This is a genomic window from Sinorhizobium sojae CCBAU 05684, assembly GCF_002288525.1.
GTDB lineage: Bacteria > Pseudomonadota > Alphaproteobacteria > Rhizobiales > Rhizobiaceae > Sinorhizobium > Sinorhizobium sojae.
The window spans coordinates 1055132-1074394 of the sequence record NZ_CP023067.1; the positions used below are offsets into that span (position 1 = coordinate 1055132).

The following is a 19263-nucleotide window of genomic DNA, read 5'->3' on the forward strand; positions in this document are numbered from 1 at the left end:
GGGTGGGCAACGGGATTGCGTAGGGCGTCTCGTAAAATAATAAGTAATCAATCTTCGATGCGATGAAGAGCTTGGCCTATCATAGGGTCCTGTGACCTGCGCTCTCCGCCGTAGAAGGCAACTGGACGGCCTATCTTTCGTATTCTAGGAGCTGTTATGGACGCGCAAGCACTCATCGAATTCAGGAAGAACATCGACTTCATGGAGATCATGTTTCGGATGTCATGCGCTTCGACGCGCTTGGCGTTTGGGGCGGGCCTTGAGCAGCTTTCAGTTCTCAACCACGGCAATAACGATGCCGACGTTGAGGAAGGCCGCCGACGCTTGCGCGCCGCCATTACCTCACAACTCGCCGAATTCGAGAAGCTATTGGAGCTCGTGGGCGAGTAGTCCTGGTCTTCGGTTTCACGTCTCTTGTTCGCCGATCCCGCCCGCTCTACGCTCGCCCGCACGCGCCGGATTCGGCAGACGAGGGCAGGGGCAATTTGTGAAGGGCATTTTCGACACCAAACGCGATTCTGGGTACGACGACGAGATCGCGTTTCGGTACCATTTTCCTAAACGTTACCGCCCGATCGCCGAGACACTGGTTGGCGACCGGGTCATCTATCGCGAGCCCCGTCGTAATGGCGGAAGACAGGCGTATGTCGCGACGGCTAAGGTAGTGCAGGTGAACGACGATCCCCTCCGACTGGGGTTCGCATACGCTGCTATGGCCGAATACCAGGAGTTCGATGAACCCGTGCCATTCTTCCAGGGCGGCCGCTATTGGGAAACGGCACTGCTAGTGGTCGCAGATCCCAGCCGTGTCGGGGCCTTTCTTCAGGGAAAGTCCATTCGCACAATTCCGGAAAGCGACTTCGCAGCGATCGTCCGCGCCGGGCTGTCCGAGACACTGGCGGCCGACAACGCCATTAGGCTCGAACTTGACCCTCGACACGTCGACGGCCCCACGCAGGAACTTCTCGACCTCCCGCTCGTGGACCAGGAGCGCCGCATCGAGCAGATCCTGACGAATCGCAAGATCCGAGAAGCAAGCTTTCGGCGAAAGGTCTGCGATGCCTACGATAGCCGCTGTGCAATCACTGGACTGCGGATCGTCAACGGTGGCGGCAAGTCCGAAGCCCAGGCCGCTCACATATGGTCTGTTGCCGACGGCGGTCCGGACGTCGTCCAGAATGGCATCGCACTTTCCGCCACGGTCCATTGGCTCTTCGACAGGCATCTGATCTCGCTGACGGACGATTACCGAATCCTCGTTTCGCATAACAAGGTGCCGTCGGAGCTGCGGATGCTGTTCGCGAAGCAGATGGATCGGATACATCTGCCCGCGGATGAGCGGCTGTGGCCCCACCCGGCGTATTTGGCGCTGCATAGGGAGAAGTTCAGCGGGATCGTGTAGGGCGCAAGTCGGCCCCCACCAGAGGACGGTTCTGAAAGCGAGCCTCCGCCACGACTCCCGAAGCGATTCTTTGATGTAGAAACACGTATAAATTTAGTCCGGTCACACTAAATGCCATCGCAGAATGCAGTTGGTCTTGATAGTGTACCGCGGGAATTTTGGGGGAATCATGCAGACTGCTATCGATCTCTATTCCGGCTGCGGCGGCATGTCGGCTGGTGCGGCCATTGCAATCCCCGGTCTCGAAGTGAAATGGGCGCTCGACATTGATAAGAACGCGACCGCGACCTTCAAGAAGGCTCATCCCGAAGCGCTAGTCGATTGCTGCGATGTTTCGCTGGTATCGGCGACTGACGTGATTGAGCGCGCGGTAATCGAGAAGATCGACTGGTTCTTCGCCGGGCCGACTTGCCAGGCGGTCAGCACGATGGGCGTCTTCCACCTCGATGATCCCCGCAACGCGCTCTTCGTACATTTCATCCGCTTGCTGGACGGTTTTACGGCGGCTGGACGGCGCCCGCAGCGCGTTATTATGGAAAACGTTCCGGGCGTCGTTTACGGCAAGAACCTCGTCATCGTGAAGGAGCTGTTCAAGCTCTTCGAGGAGCGAGGCTACCATGTCTTCGCAGACGTCGTGAACATGGCCGACTACGGCCTCCCGCAGCTCCGCAACAGGTTCATTCTCGTCGCGTCCGTCGATCCCATCGCCGCGACCTTTCCCATGCCCACCCATGCTCCCGACGGCGGCGGCGATCTCGAAGGCTATGTGACAGTCGCCGAGGCGATCGGTGATCTCGTTCAATGCAATGCGAATGGCGACGGGATCGTCCGGTTGCCGGAAGCCGTGAACCAGACCGCCTTCCAGCGCTTCGCCAGAAACGGGGCGGATGGGGTCGGAAGCCATTTCGCAAACTCGCTGACCGAGATCAACGCGAAGAGGATCGCACAGGTGCCACAGGGCGGTTGCTGGAAGGACATTCCTCCGGAACTCCTTCCCGACCGCTTTCGACGCGTCCGACTGACCGACTATGCGACATTGTACGGGCGACTGCACGAGGCGGCGCCTGCCTATACGATCTCGGCAGGTTTCGCGAACGTGACATCCGGATGCTTCACACATCCCATCCATGACCGGGCTCTGACCGTGAGGGAAGGGGCGCGCATCCAGGGGTTCCAGGACACGTTCGAGTTCACCGGGCCACGCAGTGCACAGTACAGGCAGGTCGGGAATGCCGTTCCGCCATTCTTCATGAGCAAGCTCCTGACGCACCTGACAGCGGGCACGGAGGGCGTTCCGGCAAGGATCACGTCGAGTGCTCTGGCCAGCGGCAGGAAGCTGCCGAAGATGGTCAGGCGCTACATGAACAAGAAGAACGAATCCGTGCGCGCCCGCGATGGCTACGGCGGAGGAACCTACTGGCCGGCGGGCTGGGGCGAACCGATTGCGGCCGACGCTGTCGCCGCCAATGGCTATCGATTGAGCGAGATGCCGCTGCGGTTTCGTCGCCGCGATGAATGGCGCGCCTCGCGCGACAAGTTCACCGACCAGGATCTCGTCGCCGTCTACGAGGAGCAGCAGCGCCGCGGCGTGGGTCCCGCGGACTTGGTTGCGCTGCCTCTGACACGCGAAGGCGACGTGGACGCTATCGACCGGGCCATCGTCCAGCTTCTTGCCATCGTTGGCTCGAAGCCAGGTCAGATGGAACTCGACATCCCCGTACGCTACCTCCGCGCACGCCTGAAGCTGTTGCACGACCAGCTCTCCGAGAGGCGCGTTTCAAACCTGCCGCCGCTGGCAATCCCGGAGGACGGCGCTGCTGTCCTGCTCGGAAGCGACAAGGGAACGTTCCGCCTCGCACGGCTGACCTTCGAGGACACGGACATGTCGGCCGACGCGTCGCTCAAGGCTCCGCATCTCGTCCTTCATCCCGATCCGCTGCGAACGAAGGGCAAGGACAAGGCCGCGGAGGACCACCTGCGCTACCGATAGGAAGGGTGGGGCAGGCTTCGGTTCAGGGATGTCTTAGGGGGAGGGGAAGACAGATTGAGGAACTTCGAGGCGGAATGCATCGAAAGGTATTTTCTGGCTCCGGGCAGCACGGGTCCGATCGGCAGCGTCTATGTCGCCGACGAGGATCTTCTCGATATCTTCGGCGTCACCGATCTGGAACAGGCTCGAAAACAGCTCATCCGAAACCTTCCTCATATCGATATCCTCAGGCAACGCTTTTCCGGAGCTACGGCGCCGCTGAAAGGAAGAGCGCCGGACTATGTGAGGATCCTTGTATTCCTCTGCTGGATGCAGACCACCAAGACGAGACAGCGCGGGGATCGGGATTTCCGCGACGACATTCTCGCAAAGCAGCTTGGTGAGAACTTCAAAGGGGCCTCGATGGTCGGCCTCGATCTGATGTGGGGGCACCTGAAGGAGTTCCTTTGGCGGGAGCACGGGATTGATCTTGTGCTTCCTGAGAATGTTCCGCACCACATTCGCCGGATTGGCCGCACGCTGCAGATGGCCTTTCCAACCTGGCGAGACAGAGCCGCATTGCGGAAACTGAGGCAATTCATTCCGCAGGAAAGACTTCTCGACCCACTTTTCGTCGCCAATAGAATCCACACGTCACGGTATATTCTCGGCGATACGATGCAGTCGTTTGAGTACAACTTCGAAAAGTTCGATGACGCGCGGAAACGTGGTGTACGCGAATACATGGAGACGCCCTTCTGGCAGGCATGGTATTCGATCGTGGCGGAACAGGCCGCGCTCGAGGACATCGAGGTTGCAGAGGGTGACTTCGGCGAGCATGAGCTTTTCCGGGTCTCGCCGCTTGGCGACCGGGTGCCGATCTCGACCCCTGAGGAGGCGCTCAAGTTCATTCCCAAGCCTCTTGGGAAGCTCGTTCGGAACGGGGTCGTGTTCCTCGAGAACCTCGGCTTCGGCAGATACCGGGCAGGAACATCGCCATCCAACATCCTCCTGATGAAGAGTTCGAAGCTCGCAGAATGCGACTCCGACGCGATCCGATCCGTTGCCGGACTGAACGCCGGCTGGGTCGTGGCCAACTTCCGAAACCAGGTCGGAGGCGGGGCCCAGACGCAGAGCACCCCGAGGGAATTCGGCTGGCGGGACGGCATCAGGGTTGGCGGCGCGTACCTTGGCCGCACGCCGTTGGCGCCGATGATCGCAGGTCCGATGCCGGCAGCCATCCGTGTCGAGAAGAATGGCAAGCCGATCGACATGGTTCGGCGCGATGACGGCCTGTCATTCAAGGATGGGATCCACTCGGGAACGTTCGTCGCCCGCAGCCACCGGGAAAACCGCGAGATCCTACTTGTCCCGCGGGCGAACGAGGTCGGCGACATCCGACGGCTTTCCTTCGATTGCTCAAGGGAGATTTCGGAGGACGAATTCCACCACGGCACAGCGCCGTCGCTTGTCTCCACCGTCGAGGAGTGGAGCGGCGAACGCACCCCTCCCTGCGATGAACTGGTGACGATCGGCGAAGCCCTCTACGAACGAACGGCACGGGGACTTTCGTTCTCCGAGGCCATCGAGATCGTCCTGAAAGGCATGCCCGAGGACGACTGCCCCTCCGAATGGGATCTGCTTCGATCCTTCTCCGACGCTGGCTGGCTGGAGATGACGTTGCTGCGCCATTTCCCCGTGCGCCGGATACTGCAGAACCCGCTGGCGGCCGAGCGCGTCGGCTCCGATCTCGTCAGGATCAGCGGCCCGACGCCGATCGCGGTGGTCGAACGCCTTCATGCTGCAGCCAGCGCGGCCGGAGCCAAAGTCGAGACATGGAACGGCCTGTCGAAATGGGCGTTGGCCCGCTATGCCGTCAGGTGTCCGAACGAGCGCGTGCGCCAGGACTTCATCGGAAGGATGGCCATCGCTGAAAAGCCCACACCGAAACTGGCGCTCGCCGATGTCGGGAACCCGGACGGAGTCCACGGCTACCAGGTGATCGGCAGGCTTGACGAGGAGCGTGGCTTCTTCGCAGTCCGCTACGACGACAGCGTTACCGACGGTCTCTACAGGCTCGAAAGGAAGGAATCGCGCAATCCCTTCCTCTACCGCTCGGTCATCGACGGGAAGCCCGTGCAGACCTACGTCTCACCGTCTGTGGCAATCCTCTCCCATCATCTGCGCGCTGGCGGCCCGCTGTTCCTCCATCGCGACGGAATCCTCGAGCCACGGCGCTCACGCGTCCTCCTGCCGTCGAGCTGGGCGAGATGGGCGTCCGACAGGGTGCTGTGCAATGCCGCTCCCGGTTTTTCCGAAGGTGGATGGCGGTACCAGTACGCCATCGGCGCTTCCTCCCTCTTGCCCATCTCCCGCCTCGTGCCCGTCACGGAGCAAGAGGACGAAGAGGAAGCGAAAGGCACGGAATGGATCTATAGATTTCTCGCATCGGCCTCCAACCGGGGCCGGGCGATCCATGACAGCAGATCACGGACGACGCGGATCGCGCGCGTCATGGCCGAAAAGAGATAGAAGATGTCAGCATCAGGCAAGACGGTTTACCGGGTAAGAAAGTTGGTCGCGCACGATGTCGCGATCATCGCCGAAGTGAGGGACGGAGAGGCCCTCGGCGGCAAGGTCAGGGAGACCCGCGACAGCAGGATAACGCTGGGCGGGACGGACTCCTTCTGGCTGGTTGGCGGAGAGAAGGAGCAGAAGCTCGTCCCTCAGAAGGAAGACGCTCCCGTCCCGGCGTTCGCGTCAGGCATCCCGTCCATGGCTTCGAGACTCCGGGCAAGCTCCGTTTTCGAGCTTCCAAAGGTCGTCAACGACAACGCAGGTCCAGGGAAGCTCGAAGCCGTGTCCTTCACGACCGCCACAAGGCTCAATGTCGGCTACAGTCCGCAGGCCGGCGGGTTCGAGGAACTGCTTTCCTCGCTCTCGCAAGGCACGCTGCACATTCCGCTTGAGGCTCCTGTCTCGGCGATCGAGGTGCGGCCTGGCCAATGGCTTAGATCGGGCTTCGATGCTCTGCCAGCGGGGCGCTACGGACTGCGCCAACAGGCCCTTCGGTCGGTTGCCACGGCTTCGCTCGAAAACCGTCCCGACACGATCAGGCTGGCGAATGGCCTTGTCGTGTTCGTGTCCCAGCCCAAATGGTCGGAGCCGAGGAACACGGATCTGCGGTCCGAGGAGGAGATCCTCCAGTCCGTGGAGCGGTGGATCTCCAGGTCCAAGGCGGCGTTGAGCCTTCCGGGCGACGCTGGTTCTCTGGAGCCTGCAGAACTCCTTCGCCTGCTGGTCGACAGGGCCATCAGCGAGGAGGAGAGGGCTGACCTGGCATCCATCGCGGGGCGCCTGTCGAAGCGCAGCGAGCTTGCCGACGTCCTGCCCGAGATACTGGGGCGCGATCCCACGTTCAGGGACAGGCTCGCAGGTTTCGAGGAATCGGAGAAGGCGCGACTGCGAGCCGAGCTGGAAGAGCAGCTCCGCAGGGAGACGGAGGTGGAGAGCGCCCGCCTGGCTGCCCTTCGGATCGAAGTCGCGGACGCGGAGACGAAGCTCGCGTCGTTCTCACACCGGGAGGCGCTCCTCAGGAGCGAGACCGAGAAGCACGAGGAGATGCTGCGAAGCAGGATCGCAAGCGCAGCGGAGGGAATAAGGAACGAATCCTCCCGCGAAACCGCTGCCATCCGCGACGAGGTCGCCCGACTGCGTGATGACATGGCCCACATTGCCACTGCCGTTCCCGCCGCCGCAGAGCCAGTCGCCCCAGTGCCAGTCGCGGCGGCACAGACCGAGGAGCCGATCCCGGCAGCTCCGCCACCGCGCTTCGCTTCGGACGAGCAGAGGCAGAAGACCCTCAATGAGCTGGCTGTCGCAACCGGCCTGACGCATTCTGAGGTTGCCGCCATCGTCGCAACGGCCACAGATGTCGTTCCGGTGCTGCTCGGACCCGATTCTGCTGCGGCTGCGGTCGACATTGCCACGGCCTTTGCCGGAGACGATGCCGCCATCGTCTTCTGCGACCCCACCAAGATCTCCCTGACGGATCTCGTGAACGACGAGCATTCCGGTTTCAGAGAAGCCATCGAAAAGGCGAAGGAGCGCCCCGAGGCGCTGTTTGCCGCAGCCATATGCAGCATCACGAGCGGTCCATGCGAATACTGGCTTCCCCAGATCATCGCGATGAGGCGGGTCGGACGTCTGCCGCGCAACCTCGCGCTCGTCGCGAGCGCGGGCGTGGACGGCCTCCGTGTTCCGATACCGGATTCCACGCTGCGACACCTGTTCCCGCTGAAACCTTCGAAAGCGCCGCGGCCCGGATCCGCGAAATTCGAAGGTCTCTGGCCGATGACAAATCTGGATCAGGAGAGGGTCCGTGAGGCGGTGGAGGTCCTCGCAGGCCGCGAGCTGGAGGGTTCTGCCATGCAAGCCGTGGCAAGGGCGCTCGCTCGCACCCCGTCGTGGATGCAGCTTTCCGATGCGGTCCTTGTCTTCCTGAGGCAGGCGAAATGGCTTGCTGCGATAGCCGCGGGTCACGAGCACGAATACGACGAATATTTCATAGACATAGAGGCCTGAACATGTTTGATCCGATTGGCGGCTTCAACCGGATGATCGACCAATTCCTCGCGTACCTGGACACGGCGTACCGGATCGATGATCCGCGTGTGTCGGCGATGAGGAGGGAGCTTCTGACCACACCTGGGCAGCTTGCGCTCGACCCGATCTTCGAGGCGGTTCCACGCTACGAACCCATCGGATACGGACTTGAGGGGCTGATCGGCGATCCCGAAGGCCGGCTCCCCCATTTCTCGCAGGCGGAACGACAGGCTTTCGTGGAACTTGCACTTTCCGGCCTCTTCGACCGCGACAGGTCAAGCGAGGAGATCAAGGGGGCCTACGCGCCCTATCTCCACCAGGTCGAGATGCTGGAAAAGGGCGCCTGCGACGGAACTCCCGGCATCGTCACCTCGGGCACGGGTTCTGGCAAGACGGAATCCTTCATGCTGCCGATCCTCGCCCAGATCGCCAAGGAAGCTACGTCCTGGCCCGCGCCCCTGCAGCCTCTCGATGACCTGTGGCTCGAGAAGGGGCGCGAGTTCCAGCACCATCGCAGGAACGAGCATGCCGACAGACCCAAGGCGGTCCGCGCGCTCGTCCTCTATCCTCTCAACGCGCTCGTCGAGGACCAGATGGTGCGCCTGCGCAAGGCGCTCGATTCCGACGACGCTCAGCATGTCATGGCGCGCCATTTCAATGGCAACCGCATCTTCTTCGGACGGTACACGGGCAAGTCCCCGGTCACCGGGTTCCTGCGCCATCCGCGCAAGAGCAAGGACGAGGCATGGAAGAAGCGGAACGCGCGCGCGCGCAAGGAGCTGAAGACGGAGCTGCAGCGCTACCAGTCCATCCAGCAGCGGCTCGCTGCCGAGGGCGATCCCGACCTGCGCTACATCTTCCCCACGACCGACGGCGCCGAACTGATATCGCGCTGGGACATGCAGGCGACCCCGCCGGACATCCTCGTCACCAACCAGTCGATTCTGAATGCGATGCTGGTGCGCGAGGTCGATGACCCGATCCTGTCGCAGACGCGTGCATGGCTCATGGAAAACGAGGACGCGCGCTTCTTCCTTGTGCTCGACGAGCTTCACCTCATCCGCGGATCCGCGGGTGCTGAAATGGCCGGACTGCTCAAGGTGCTTCTTGAGCGACTTGGTCTGACCGATCCTGTCCACGCCCATAAGCTGCGCATTCTTGCTTCGTCAGCGTCGCTGCCGATGGACGAGGAAAACGCTCCTGCCAGCATCGACTACCTGAAGAACATGTTCGGCGACGCTGGAACGGCCGGGGCAAAAGACATCGATGAAGCCTGGAGACAGAGCGTCGTCACAGGGCGTCCGATCGAAGTCCAGCGCCCGGAGGCAATGCCGTCGCGCGAAAGCCTCGCCGATCTCGCACGCGCGCTGGAGGAGCTGGATCATCGGCGCAATCCCAGCGAACTCTTCGACCGCTTCCTTGCGGCGGCCGCGAGCATCCCCGGCGCCGCTGGAAAGACCCCTGCCACCATGCTTGAGGAGGCCACCGCGATTGCGGCCGCGATGCTCGACTTCGCGCTTCAGAACCCCGAAAAGCTTGGAGCCAAGCGTCCACGCACGGTCGCAGACATCGGCAACGCCCTGTTCGACGCAGAAGACAGGCTAGCCGTCCGCGGCCTGCTTGCGCTGCGCGCGATCCCCGACCTTCCGGACACCGTATTGCCAGCCGAACTTGCTCCGAAGCGCGCGACCGTCGCCACGCTTCCCGGCTTCAGGATGCACTGCTTCGTCCGCAACATCGAGGGCCTGTTCGCGTCCATCCATCGCGAGGAGGACGGAGCCGTCGTCTGGGGAGCCCCCGGCATCGAGCGCGGCCAGAACTACGACGGGGAAAGCGATCAGGAAGGCCGCAAGCGGCTCTTCGAGATGCTCTACTGCGAGGCGTGCGGGGATCTCTATCTAGGCGGCAAGCGCGGGGAGACCGATCCCGGCTCATCGCGCAGGGTCTCGCTGCTTCCAGCTCCGCAGGAACTGGAAAAGCTTCCCGAAAGTGCCTCATCCATACGGTTCGAGGATGCCAGCTACCGCGAATTCGCCCTCTTCTGGCCGAGCCAGGGGCAGCCCGAAGTAGAGATCCGCACGGGCAGGACACCGTACCGATGGACACCGGGCTTCCTTAATCCCCGAACGGGAGTCGTGAGCGACAAGGAAGAGAAGGGCGACGTGCCCGGCCACCTGCTTCGCTGGTCAGGCACCGACGGGTTCCAGAGCCGCACGATGGAAGACGACGGCACTGCCGTTCCGTTCTGCTGCGCCAAGTGTGGTACCGACTATTCCGGACGCTATCGGCAGGCGAACTCCAAGAGGCGCGAGGGCCGCCTATCGCCCATCCGAAGCTTCAGAACTGGTTTCGGCAAGACCTCCCAGCTCCTCGCCACCGAACTGGTCGCCTCTTTGAAGGCGCAGGGCGGTGACGGAAAGCTGGTCGCCTTCTCCGACAGCCGCGAGGATGCGGCGAACCTGGCTCTCGAGGTCGAAGTCCAGCACCAGCGTGATCTGCGCCGGGAGATCCTGATCTCGGCGGCGACGCGCATTGCGGCCGATTATGCCTTCGGGGCCGAAGACGAGGCTGAGTACCAGCGCCTCAGGAATGAAGTTGCCACGCTGACGATGGAGGACAAGGACACCGAGCATCTTCAGCCACGCCTCAAGGCTCTCAGAAAGCGGAAGGACGCGGCAGGCAAACCTCCAAGCATCCCACTGAAAGAGCTGTTCGAGTTCGAACGCGACAAGGTGGGCAATATCACGCGTCCGATCCTGACCGAACTCATGAAGCTCGGCTCCACCCCGGTCGAGGGAGCCGACACGAAGCTCAATCGCATCAACAAGCGCCACGCCTGGTACGAGTTCTTCGAGAGGGACGGAAGTGATCAGATATCGTGGAAGCATGACGTTCCCGAGGAACAGCTCAAGCTGATCCGAAAGGCGCGAGAGAGGGTGCAGGACGATCAGCCGCTGGACGCGACGGATCTCCTGTTCAGCAAGACATACTTCGCGCTCGAGGAGACTGGACTTGGATGGCCGAGCTTCTATGGACCCGAGGAATACACGCCCGAGAAGTCGCGCGACGATGCGATGCTGCGCATCTTCGCGGACGCCTACCGGATCACGCCCAACCAGTTCCAGGACGTGACCCGCAATGCATGGAGCAACGCGTTCGACATGCTCGGCAGGGGCGACAACAAGTTCCGCCGTCTGATGGAGAGGATCCTCCAGCACCCTGAGCAGGAGTGCAACGACTTCCTCGACAAGCTCCGCACCACGCTCAAGCAGACCCGAGGCGATGGATCGATCGACATCAGCATGCTCTACTTCCGCGCCGCCGATCCGGCCGGAGCCGCCTGGCGGTGCAAGCGCTGCGGCCGCGTTCACCTTCACTCCGGGTTCGGACGTTGCACCCGATGCGGGGAGACGCTCACCCGTCCGGAGGATTTGACGGCCTCGAAGATATCCGGAGAAAACTTCCTCGGACGCCGGGTGATGCGGGCGATCTCGAGCGACGAGCCGCACTTCAGGCTCAAGTGCGAGGAGCTTACGGGCCAGACGAGCGATCCGGCCGAGCGGCTCCAGCAGTTCAAGGGCGTGTTCGTCAAGGACGACAACGAGAGCGACGAGGACTTCCGCTGGCGGAGGCTCTTCGACACGGCTGATCTGCTTTCCGTCACGACGACCATGGAAGTGGGGGTCGACATCGGCTCCCTGCAGGCGGTCTACCAGGGCAACATGCCCCCGCAGCGCTTCAACTACCAGCAGCGCGTGGGACGCGCCGGCCGCCGAGGACAGGCCTTCTCTACGGTTCTGACGGTCTGCCGCAGCAAGAGCCACGACATCCACTACTTCCACAATCCGATCGAGATCACAGGGTCGGCTCCGCCTCCGCCATTCATCACGACGGGACTGACGGACATTCCGTCCCGACTGCTCCGCAAGTTCTGGCTAGTCGAGGCCTTCCGCATCCTGCGCGAAGAGTCCGGTGGGACATGGGCTGGCGACGATGTCATCCCCGGCGACATTCACGGCGAGTTCCTCTACTGCAGGGAATACTTCCGGCAGGACATGAACTGGCGTGATCGGCTGTCCGATGCACTGCAGCGGACGGATCATCGGCGTGTCCGGCTGGCGAGCATCCTCGCCGCGGTGTCCGGCTGCGATCTGAATAAGATCACGGAGAAGGTCTCGGCAGACACGGTCCTTGCGCAGATCGACGCCCTCGAGGAGGAATTCGGACTGCAGGCGGTCGGCATCGCCGCGGCGCTCGCCGAACGCGGGCTGCTGCCGCTGTACGGCATGCCGACACGGTCGCGGAATCTCTACGTGGAGCTGAAGAAGGCGAATGGAAGGGGGAACTTCGAGGCCGAGTGGGACACCATCGACCGCGACCAGGACATGGCGATCTTCGACTTCGCGCCCGGAAGCGTGCGAACGCGGGAGAAGCTGCGCCACCGCTGCATCGGGTTCACCGGCGTGCTGCTCGACCCTGATCAGCATGCGACGAACTTCGATGGCCCCGTGGATCCCATCTCCGACTGGAGAAAGGACGATTTCCACCTCCGCTTCTGCGGCCAGTGCGGCGCGTGGACCAGGGGCACCGAGCACACGGCCTCCTGCCACGCCTGCGATGCGCCCCTCGCCGATGCCCCGATCCGGTGCATCACGCCCGCGGCCTACCGTACGGAGCTCATTCCCACGGACGAGAACCTTGCCTCCAAGGTCGGCCAGCGCATGACTCTCGCGAGCCTGGGCAAGCCCGACGAGCAGAAGACCGACGCAAATCTCAGCGTCAACTTCGCGGAGCAGTCCGAGATCTTCCTCGTCAATCCCGGCTTCAGGGACGACACGGACTTCTCGGGCTTCGAGGTTCAGGAAACGGTCGACACCAACGCGCAGCGCATCTGGTGGTGGCCGGACAAGCCGCTTCTGAAGCTGTCGGGGCAGGCGATCGCCACAGATGTCCTCTCCGACGACCAGAACGGCCGCTACCGGGTTGTCGAGGAGCCGTCGGTCAGCGCCTGGCTCGCCTCCACCAAGGTCACCAACTCGCTGCAGATAGGCCCGGTCAAGCTCAACCCGAACCTGCGCCTGCTCGACATGGACATCGGCCTTTCCATGGGCCGCCGCGATCCGTCCCGCACAAGCGTCCGCGCCGCCGCAATCTCGGCGACGGAGATCATCGTCCAGCGTGCCGCGCTCGATCTGGACATCGCGCCGGAGGAATTCGACGCACTGGCGCCGAACATCATGCATTCGCCGAGCGGGGAGCGTCTGCCATACCTCCAGATATCGGACGCGCTGCCGAACGGCTCGGGCTTCTGCCGCCATCTGCTGGGCGACAGTACCATCCCGGTCTCCGCCCTGATCCACAGCATCCTCGATGAAGAAGGGGAATGGCCGAGAACGGACATCGCCGATCCCGACCACATGAAGCGGTGCGGATCCTCCTGCTACAGGTGCCTTCAGAGGTACAACAACAGGAACTTCCACGGTCTTCTCGACTGGCGGCTGGGGCTTTCCTACCTGCGGGCGATGGTCGACCCCTGCTACGAGTGCGGCATTGACGGGAACTACGGCCACTTCGAACTGCAAGACTGGTCGAAGACCGCCAAGGAACTCGCGCTCCAAACGAAGACGTTCATTCCCGGCAATACGGTCTCGAGCGTCAAGGGGAGGGCGGACATTCCGATCTTCTCCCTCGACGACCGCAATAGCCGATGGGGCGTGGTCGTACATCCGCTATGGGACGCGGGGAAGCTGTTCGACCGTCTGGACCTCCGTAACAACTACGTCCCCGTCGACAGCTTCGAATTGTCGCGCCGCCCGCTTCATGTTCTGCAACGAGCACGCGCTGCTGCGAGGTGAGGGTTTCGCTGCTCTACATTGTTCGACGGTCGAAACGATCTTCTTCACGATCGCTTCGACCGTCTCATGTTCCCAGAAGCGAAGAGGCGTCCAGCCGATCTCTGCAAGGTGTTCGCGGACCCGCCTGTCACGTGCGCGGTTGCGTTCGATTTTCTCCATCCAGAAGGCGGTGTTCTTCTTCACCGATGGCGGATGGACATCGCACCCATGCCAGAAGCAGCCATCGAGGAAGATTGCGATCTTTAATCCGGGCATGGCGATGTCGCAGGTGATGCGCTTCATTCCGGGAACGGGATAATGGACCCGATAGCGGAGCCTTTTGTCGTAGAGCTGCGATCTGATTGAGACCTCGAATGGATTGTCGCGCTTCGTTGTGCGCTGCATGCGTCGACGGACAGACGGCGTTGCTTTGAGATCCATATGTCTTCGATATACCATCTCGGTGGCGTGATGATGGCCAGGCTGCGCGAGGAACGGATTGGCAGAAGGAGATTCTCGCGCGGCGGCCTCCGGCCACTGCTGCTGGTTAAGGTCGCTGGCGCTGAGATACCGCCAGCAAATGGCCGCTCTGAACCTGTATGCCCCCACGTGCCGGAACGGCGACCGCGCCACGCTGGAGCGCGTTTTGGTTGGTTCACATGGCCGCGATCCTCGAAGCGAACAACGGCCTTATCGATGCATTCTTGCCAGATTATCTTGATCATCTAGGCGATAAGGGGACAGGTTCGCTCAACGAGTTGCATGTCCGCCGGGGTGTCTACATGCCAACGCAAAATGTGTTTCCGAAGAGCAAGGTTTCACCTCAATGAAGTTTCCGCTCCTAGCGTCGGTACTCCGCCTGAAATGCGATTTCAGCGACGACTTTTGTCGCGTTACCACGGCCACCGTATCGGCCGATATATGCACCTTTGTCGTCTGGCGAAGGCTTTTCCACGCGAAAAAGCTCCCATTTCTTATCGACGGTCGGCGACAGCCGATAGGTGCGCCCGTTAGTTCGACAGTAAAAATGAGGCGCTCCCCGCAACTGCGTCCATTTGCAATCCGCGCCAGCGATTAATCTGGCTTCCGCGGCAACCTGCTCTTCGACGCGGGCCTGCTTGTAGCGCTGCTCGCGCTCAAAGCGGAGGCGTTCCTCCTCCTCTGAAACGAAATCGGCGATACGGCCGATGATAGCCGACAGCTCGGTGCCAAGTTCTTTCTCTTCATTGAAGATCGCCAAGCATCCCTCACGAAGGTCATCGTTTGGGCATGAGGTATAGGTTTCTTCTTCGATGGCCTTCATCCGTTGAACAACGTCAGTGGAGGTGAGCTTCGGACCCGAAAAGAGATTTAGGTAGTCCCTGAGTCTGTCAGTTGGGATCCAACATCCGACGGCCGATCTTATGAGGACCTCGCGCTCTCCCTCCCACTTCTGCCAAATACCGGGGCCACGATCAGTGCTCTTCAGAATCCTACGCGAGATTGAAAGGATAGCTGCTGGGTCGCGAATATGCCGCAGAGATGGGCTTGAAACGTGCTCCTTCACCAAATCTCGAACCTTCCATATCCGGTCATCTTCAAGCATGGATTTTTCCTCTCAATTGCCTAGCGGGGATCGGGACGACGCTAGCGTCTGATTATGTCGGCTTGGCGTGGGAGTGCAGGGCGACTTTTTGGCGGAGGCCAAATCGCGGTCAATCAAAGTTGAAAACTCGCTCCCCAGCTCTCCAGCGGCCAATGATTATCTGTCCCAGGCCCAATTCGGAAATGAAAGTCGTTGAGCAATTTTTCTCTGAACAGCCAACAGGTCTCGGTGAACTGCTGCCGCGTGACTTCGAAGCTGACATTCACAGACGGGATTTCATCGGATTTAAACATTAGGCCAGCTTCGACCCTCTCGGGTGTCAACGGCGTTCGGACCCAAAAGGAGACTACCGCTGGCCAACGGAATTTTCTGATCGGGGAAATGACCACCGCTCCGGCGAGCAAGTAGGTAAACTCTGCGACCATGATGGGCGGCCCTGGCTGTATGTGTTGACCGATATTGCCAGAGGGTGAGCCAGCGAACTCCCCATGCCAGTCACCGACCTCAATTTCCGGCAAGGCAACAGCGGGGCGTGGCTTCGGTTTCCGTCGTGGCATAATACCCTCCTTGCGCTGGCGCGCCTGCCGATCTATCCGACCTCACCCAGCGAACAGCCCAGTCAATCCTTACCTCGTCCTGCCTCTTCCACGGCAGAGAGCTGTCTCGGTGAAAAGGGTCTTGGATCGTCAATTCCGCAACGCCGACATGTGTCATATCCTGCGCAGTCGCAGTCAGTCGTCAGCGGCCTCGGGCAAGAGGCGCACGATCTCATGCCGATAGGCGGTATCGATCTGCTTCGGTGCCATTCGGATGTATTCTATAGCCGCTGCCCTGGGTTCGACCGGTAATCCCTGCAGATATTCTGTAGCGCTCGTCATCAGCGCACACCGACAATCATAGAAATCATTGAGTTTTTGGGAACGCGTTGGCGCTTTGGCGTGCACCGTGCCGGGCAACAGCGTGCACCGAGGTACCTCTGCTTGGCATCAGGGTAAACTGTGGGTTCGCCCAAGTTTCCGAGAACTAACGACCTGTTTTCAACCTCCTCCGGAGGCTGGATCGAGCCTTTCGAAGGAGCATAAAGGGCGGCGTGGCTGCCCGAGCGCATCGTCGTCGTTGAATCCTTCACAAGGGGAAGCGGTTCAGCTCTACGAGACCTGGTACGTCGGACCGGAAGCTCTCACGATTTCGAATGCTTCCTCGACGTGCTCGTGTTGGAGCTGGAGCTTTGGCTTCCGAAGGGTGCTGCCGGGTTTTGGAGGGAGTAGACTGCAGAAGTAGTCGGGACGATCGTTTACAAGCTGCGGATCCACCCGCGCGGTATCGTGCTTTAAGAGATTATTTAGTCGATTAAGAGTTTCGAGCTGGGGACTTAACGGATATTGCATCGCGCTTCTCGCGCTCAAGACACGAAAATTGGTGAACCCATGAATGCCTGTCCACACTTTCGCGGACCGCTCCCAATAGTGAAACGTAGTTGTGACGAAAGCCTCTCGCACGAGGCTAACCTGTAAGAACGCATCCATCTCCGCCTGGGCGCGCGTCAGCCCGATAGAGCCGATCAGAGTCCCGTCTGCATCGTGAACGTCTCCGTCGATACCGATGGCGTCGTAGTCAGCATAGGCCTGCGTAGCATCCGCATGTGCTTTCTCTAGGATCGCCGCCGATGCTCGATATGCATCGCGGATGCGGTCGATCCCCGTCTGATATTGGAACGCCTTAAAACTCTCCGGAAGCTTCACCATACCTTCTTCACCGCCTCAGTTCGCCACAAGGAAGGACCGACAGGACGAGCCTCGTATCCTTCCTTCTGGCTCGCAACAAGATGGTTTGCTGAGGCGGACGCGATGTCAATTCATCGGCGTGGGTCTTTCTCATCACTAAGCCCTTCAAGGTGAAGATGCCGTGTGGTGGTGCCTTTCAACCTGCCGACCCAAATCGGGTGAAAAACTACAGAGCCTGGGATACGTCAGTGAGATGTTGCCACTGGACGTCGCGCTGCCTAAAATCATTGTTATTTCAAAAGCAAAGCGTCGGCCTAATGCAGGTATCTCTCCGGACCGAACATATCGCGAAGCTCATCGAGGGGATCGCGCTTATACCCGGGCCGATGTTCGAAAGATTCGGCGGGAAGCTGATCGACGAGCATCTGCAAAGCAGGCTGAACCATCGAGGTCTCAACAACGCCAACGCCCCGGTAAGTGGAACGGTTGGTTCCTATAACGATGAAGGCACAGTCGCTGCTGTATATTCGGCGGAGAAAACGTACTTCAGTGGCGATTGGGATAAGCCCGTGAGGGACATCCTCCACGTTCTACGGGAGCATCCAGATGCACAAGACATCTACTTGCTGTCGTCGCAGGTGGCGCCGACAGGATCCATACCTTCTTTCGTCGGACGTGTGAAAGATTGGTTCGGATGGGGAGACCGAAAGGTCCATCTCTACGACGCCAGAAAGGTCGCGGAAATCATTGTTGACGATCTTCTCCTCTTGGACACCGCGACGCAAGCACTCGTCGAGCATCTCCCGGAACTGCAACGGATCCTAAACGCTAGTTTGGCAACTCTTACGCTGCCAGCAATAGACCCTGGCCGGGTAGCGCGTTCTGCAGTCAGCGAGGAGATTGGCCGCCGACTTGCAAATTTCCCCGTCATGTCGATCTCGGGCATCGGAGGGAGCGGCAAGTCAGATACAGCCGCCGCCTTCACCAATCATGCCGATGCATATCGAACCGTGATTTGGATACACGGACACGACCTCAAGGATATGACGGAACTATCGTCGATGCTCCTGAAGCGAGCGGGAGCCGAGATTAATGTCGCCGGCTTGCTGAAGGATTATCGTGGTCTCTTGGTCATCGATGATCTTCCTCCCACCATAGCTCTAGGACAAGCCACCTTAGCGTCGCGGCCGTGAGCGATACGCCGTACCTTGCCGCCGTCGCGGCATCCGTTGTGAACCGATGCGTCTACTGCGCCGCCGTGCACGCATCGCGGTTCAACAATCTGACGAAGCGCACGGACGTATCCCCACGGTGACGGCCGTCTTGTGATGTGATGCCGAACATTGGAAGTCCTGGTGGTAGCACTGGGAGTAGTCCTATGACGAAGCAGCATATTGAGGTGATCACGTCGGTCGAGCGTCGCCGGCATTGGTCTCGCGAAGAGAAAGAACGGCTGGTAGCGGCGGCGTTAGAGCCTGGAACCGTTGTTTCGGATGTGGCGCGCTCGGCCGGGATTCATGTCAGTCAGCTATTCCGGTGGCGCAAAGAGCTCTGCCAAATGTCAGCGCCGTCCGTGCCTCCATTCATTCCGATTGAGGTCGTCGCGGCGTTGCCAGCGCCTGATCCTTTGGAGACGACACCGGCACCACGGGCGCGCAAGAAGCCAAGTATCGTGACGATCGAGCTTGGCCGCGGCCGGCGCATTCGAGTGGAGAGTGATGTTGACACCGAAGCTCTGGGCCGCATCCTCGATGTCGTGGAACGGCGATGATCCCGGTTCCGAGCGGCGTAAAGGTCTGGCTGGCGACGGGCTATACGGACATGCGGAGGGGATTTCCTGGCCTGTCGCTGATGGTGCAGGAGACACTGAAGCGTGATCCGCATAGCGGCCATTTGTTCTGCTTCCGCGGCAGGAAGGGCGGCCTAATCAAGGTGATCTGGCACGACGGCCAGGGTGCCTGCCTGTTCACGAAGAAGCTTGAGCGCGGCCGCTTTATCTGGCCGTCAGCGGCCGACGGCACGGTGGTGATCACGCCGGCGCAGCTCGGCTATCTGCTCGAAGGAATCGACTGGCGAATGCCGCAAAAAACCTGGCGTCCGAGCTCTGCTGGATAGTGGAAATGGCTGGAAAGGTCGGAGCGAAT

Annotated in this window: 14 protein-coding genes and 2 pseudogenes; 11 read left to right on the top strand and 5 right to left on the bottom strand. The window is 60.9% G+C overall.

The genetic code is table 11. From position 1 onward, the window contains the following. Window positions 1-156 precede the first annotated feature (156 nt). The 6 genes from SJ05684_RS05245 (at window position 157) to SJ05684_RS05270 (ending at window position 13831) form a co-directional block, all read left to right on the top strand. Complete coding sequence (locus SJ05684_RS05245; RefSeq protein ID WP_034859480.1) at window positions 157-390, top strand: hypothetical protein; 234 nt, start codon at window positions 157-159, stop codon at window positions 388-390. A 97-nt stretch (window positions 391-487) separates the two neighbouring features. Then, on the top strand, window positions 488-1402 hold the full coding sequence (locus SJ05684_RS05250) for an HNH endonuclease (protein WP_034859481.1): 915 nt from the start codon (window positions 488-490) through the stop codon (window positions 1400-1402). Window positions 1403-1571: 169 nt separating this feature from the next. After that, entirely contained in the window at window positions 1572-3392 is a 1821-nt protein-coding gene (locus tag SJ05684_RS05255; protein WP_172901111.1) for a DNA cytosine methyltransferase, read from the top strand. 54 nt (window positions 3393-3446) lie between these two features. Next, window positions 3447-5903, top strand: a complete 2457-nt coding sequence (locus SJ05684_RS05260) for a hypothetical protein (RefSeq protein ID WP_034859482.1) — start codon at window positions 3447-3449, stop codon at window positions 5901-5903. Window positions 5904-5906: 3 nt separating this feature from the next. Next, entirely contained in the window at window positions 5907-7955 is a 2049-nt protein-coding gene (locus SJ05684_RS05265) for a hypothetical protein (RefSeq protein ID WP_034859483.1), read from the top strand. A 2-nt stretch (window positions 7956-7957) separates the two neighbouring features. Continuing rightward, complete coding sequence (locus tag SJ05684_RS05270) at window positions 7958-13831, top strand: DEAD/DEAH box helicase (RefSeq protein ID WP_034859484.1); 5874 nt, start codon at window positions 7958-7960, stop codon at window positions 13829-13831. Between the two features lie 123 nt (window positions 13832-13954). On the opposite strand, the pseudogene SJ05684_RS05275 reads toward SJ05684_RS05270, so the two are convergent. Then, a pseudogene (locus SJ05684_RS05275) lies at window positions 13955-14269 on the bottom strand (very short patch repair endonuclease); the annotation flags it as partial. A 200-nt stretch (window positions 14270-14469) separates the two neighbouring features. Between SJ05684_RS05275 and SJ05684_RS29505 the strand changes: the two are divergent. After that, window positions 14470-14640: a hypothetical protein gene (locus tag SJ05684_RS29505; protein WP_157212040.1), complete on the top strand. Its 171-nt coding sequence runs from the start codon at window positions 14470-14472 to the stop codon at window positions 14638-14640. Window positions 14641-14651: 11 nt separating this feature from the next. Here the strand turns inward: SJ05684_RS29505 and SJ05684_RS05280 are convergent, their stop codons facing one another. From SJ05684_RS05280 to SJ05684_RS05290, 4 genes are all read right to left on the bottom strand, one after another. Continuing rightward, complete coding sequence (locus SJ05684_RS05280) at window positions 14652-15395, bottom strand: hypothetical protein (RefSeq protein WP_034859486.1); 744 nt, start codon at window positions 15393-15395, stop codon at window positions 14652-14654. 113 nt (window positions 15396-15508) lie between these two features. After that, entirely contained in the window at window positions 15509-15952 is a 444-nt protein-coding gene (locus SJ05684_RS30205; RefSeq protein ID WP_034859487.1) for a hypothetical protein, read from the bottom strand. Between the two features lie 174 nt (window positions 15953-16126). After that, on the bottom strand, window positions 16127-16273 hold the full coding sequence (locus tag SJ05684_RS29510; protein WP_157212041.1) for a hypothetical protein: 147 nt from the start codon (window positions 16271-16273) through the stop codon (window positions 16127-16129). Window positions 16274-16543: 270 nt separating this feature from the next. Next, window positions 16544-17140, bottom strand: a complete 597-nt coding sequence (locus SJ05684_RS05290) for a hypothetical protein (protein WP_034859488.1) — start codon at window positions 17138-17140, stop codon at window positions 16544-16546. Window positions 17141-17436: 296 nt separating this feature from the next. Here SJ05684_RS05290 and SJ05684_RS05295 point away from each other — a divergent pair, with 296 nt between their 5' ends. From SJ05684_RS05295 to tnpB, 4 genes and pseudogenes are all read left to right on the top strand, one after another. Continuing rightward, entirely contained in the window at window positions 17437-18312 is an 876-nt protein-coding gene (locus SJ05684_RS05295; RefSeq protein WP_034859489.1) for a hypothetical protein, read from the top strand. A gap of 14 nt (window positions 18313-18326) precedes the next feature. After that, window positions 18327-18422 (top strand): annotated as a pseudogene (locus SJ05684_RS05300) (peroxidase-related enzyme); the annotation flags it as partial. Window positions 18423-18497: 75 nt separating this feature from the next. After that, complete coding sequence (tnpA, locus tag SJ05684_RS05305; protein ID WP_014330939.1) at window positions 18498-18890, top strand: IS66-like element accessory protein TnpA; 393 nt, start codon at window positions 18498-18500, stop codon at window positions 18888-18890. Next, a complete protein-coding gene (tnpB, locus tag SJ05684_RS05310) occupies window positions 18887-19234 on the top strand; it encodes an IS66 family insertion sequence element accessory protein TnpB (RefSeq protein WP_014330938.1) in 348 nt (115 codons plus the stop codon). Before tnpA ends, tnpB begins: the two co-directional genes overlap by 4 nt. The last annotated feature ends 29 nt before the right edge of the window (window positions 19235-19263 follow it).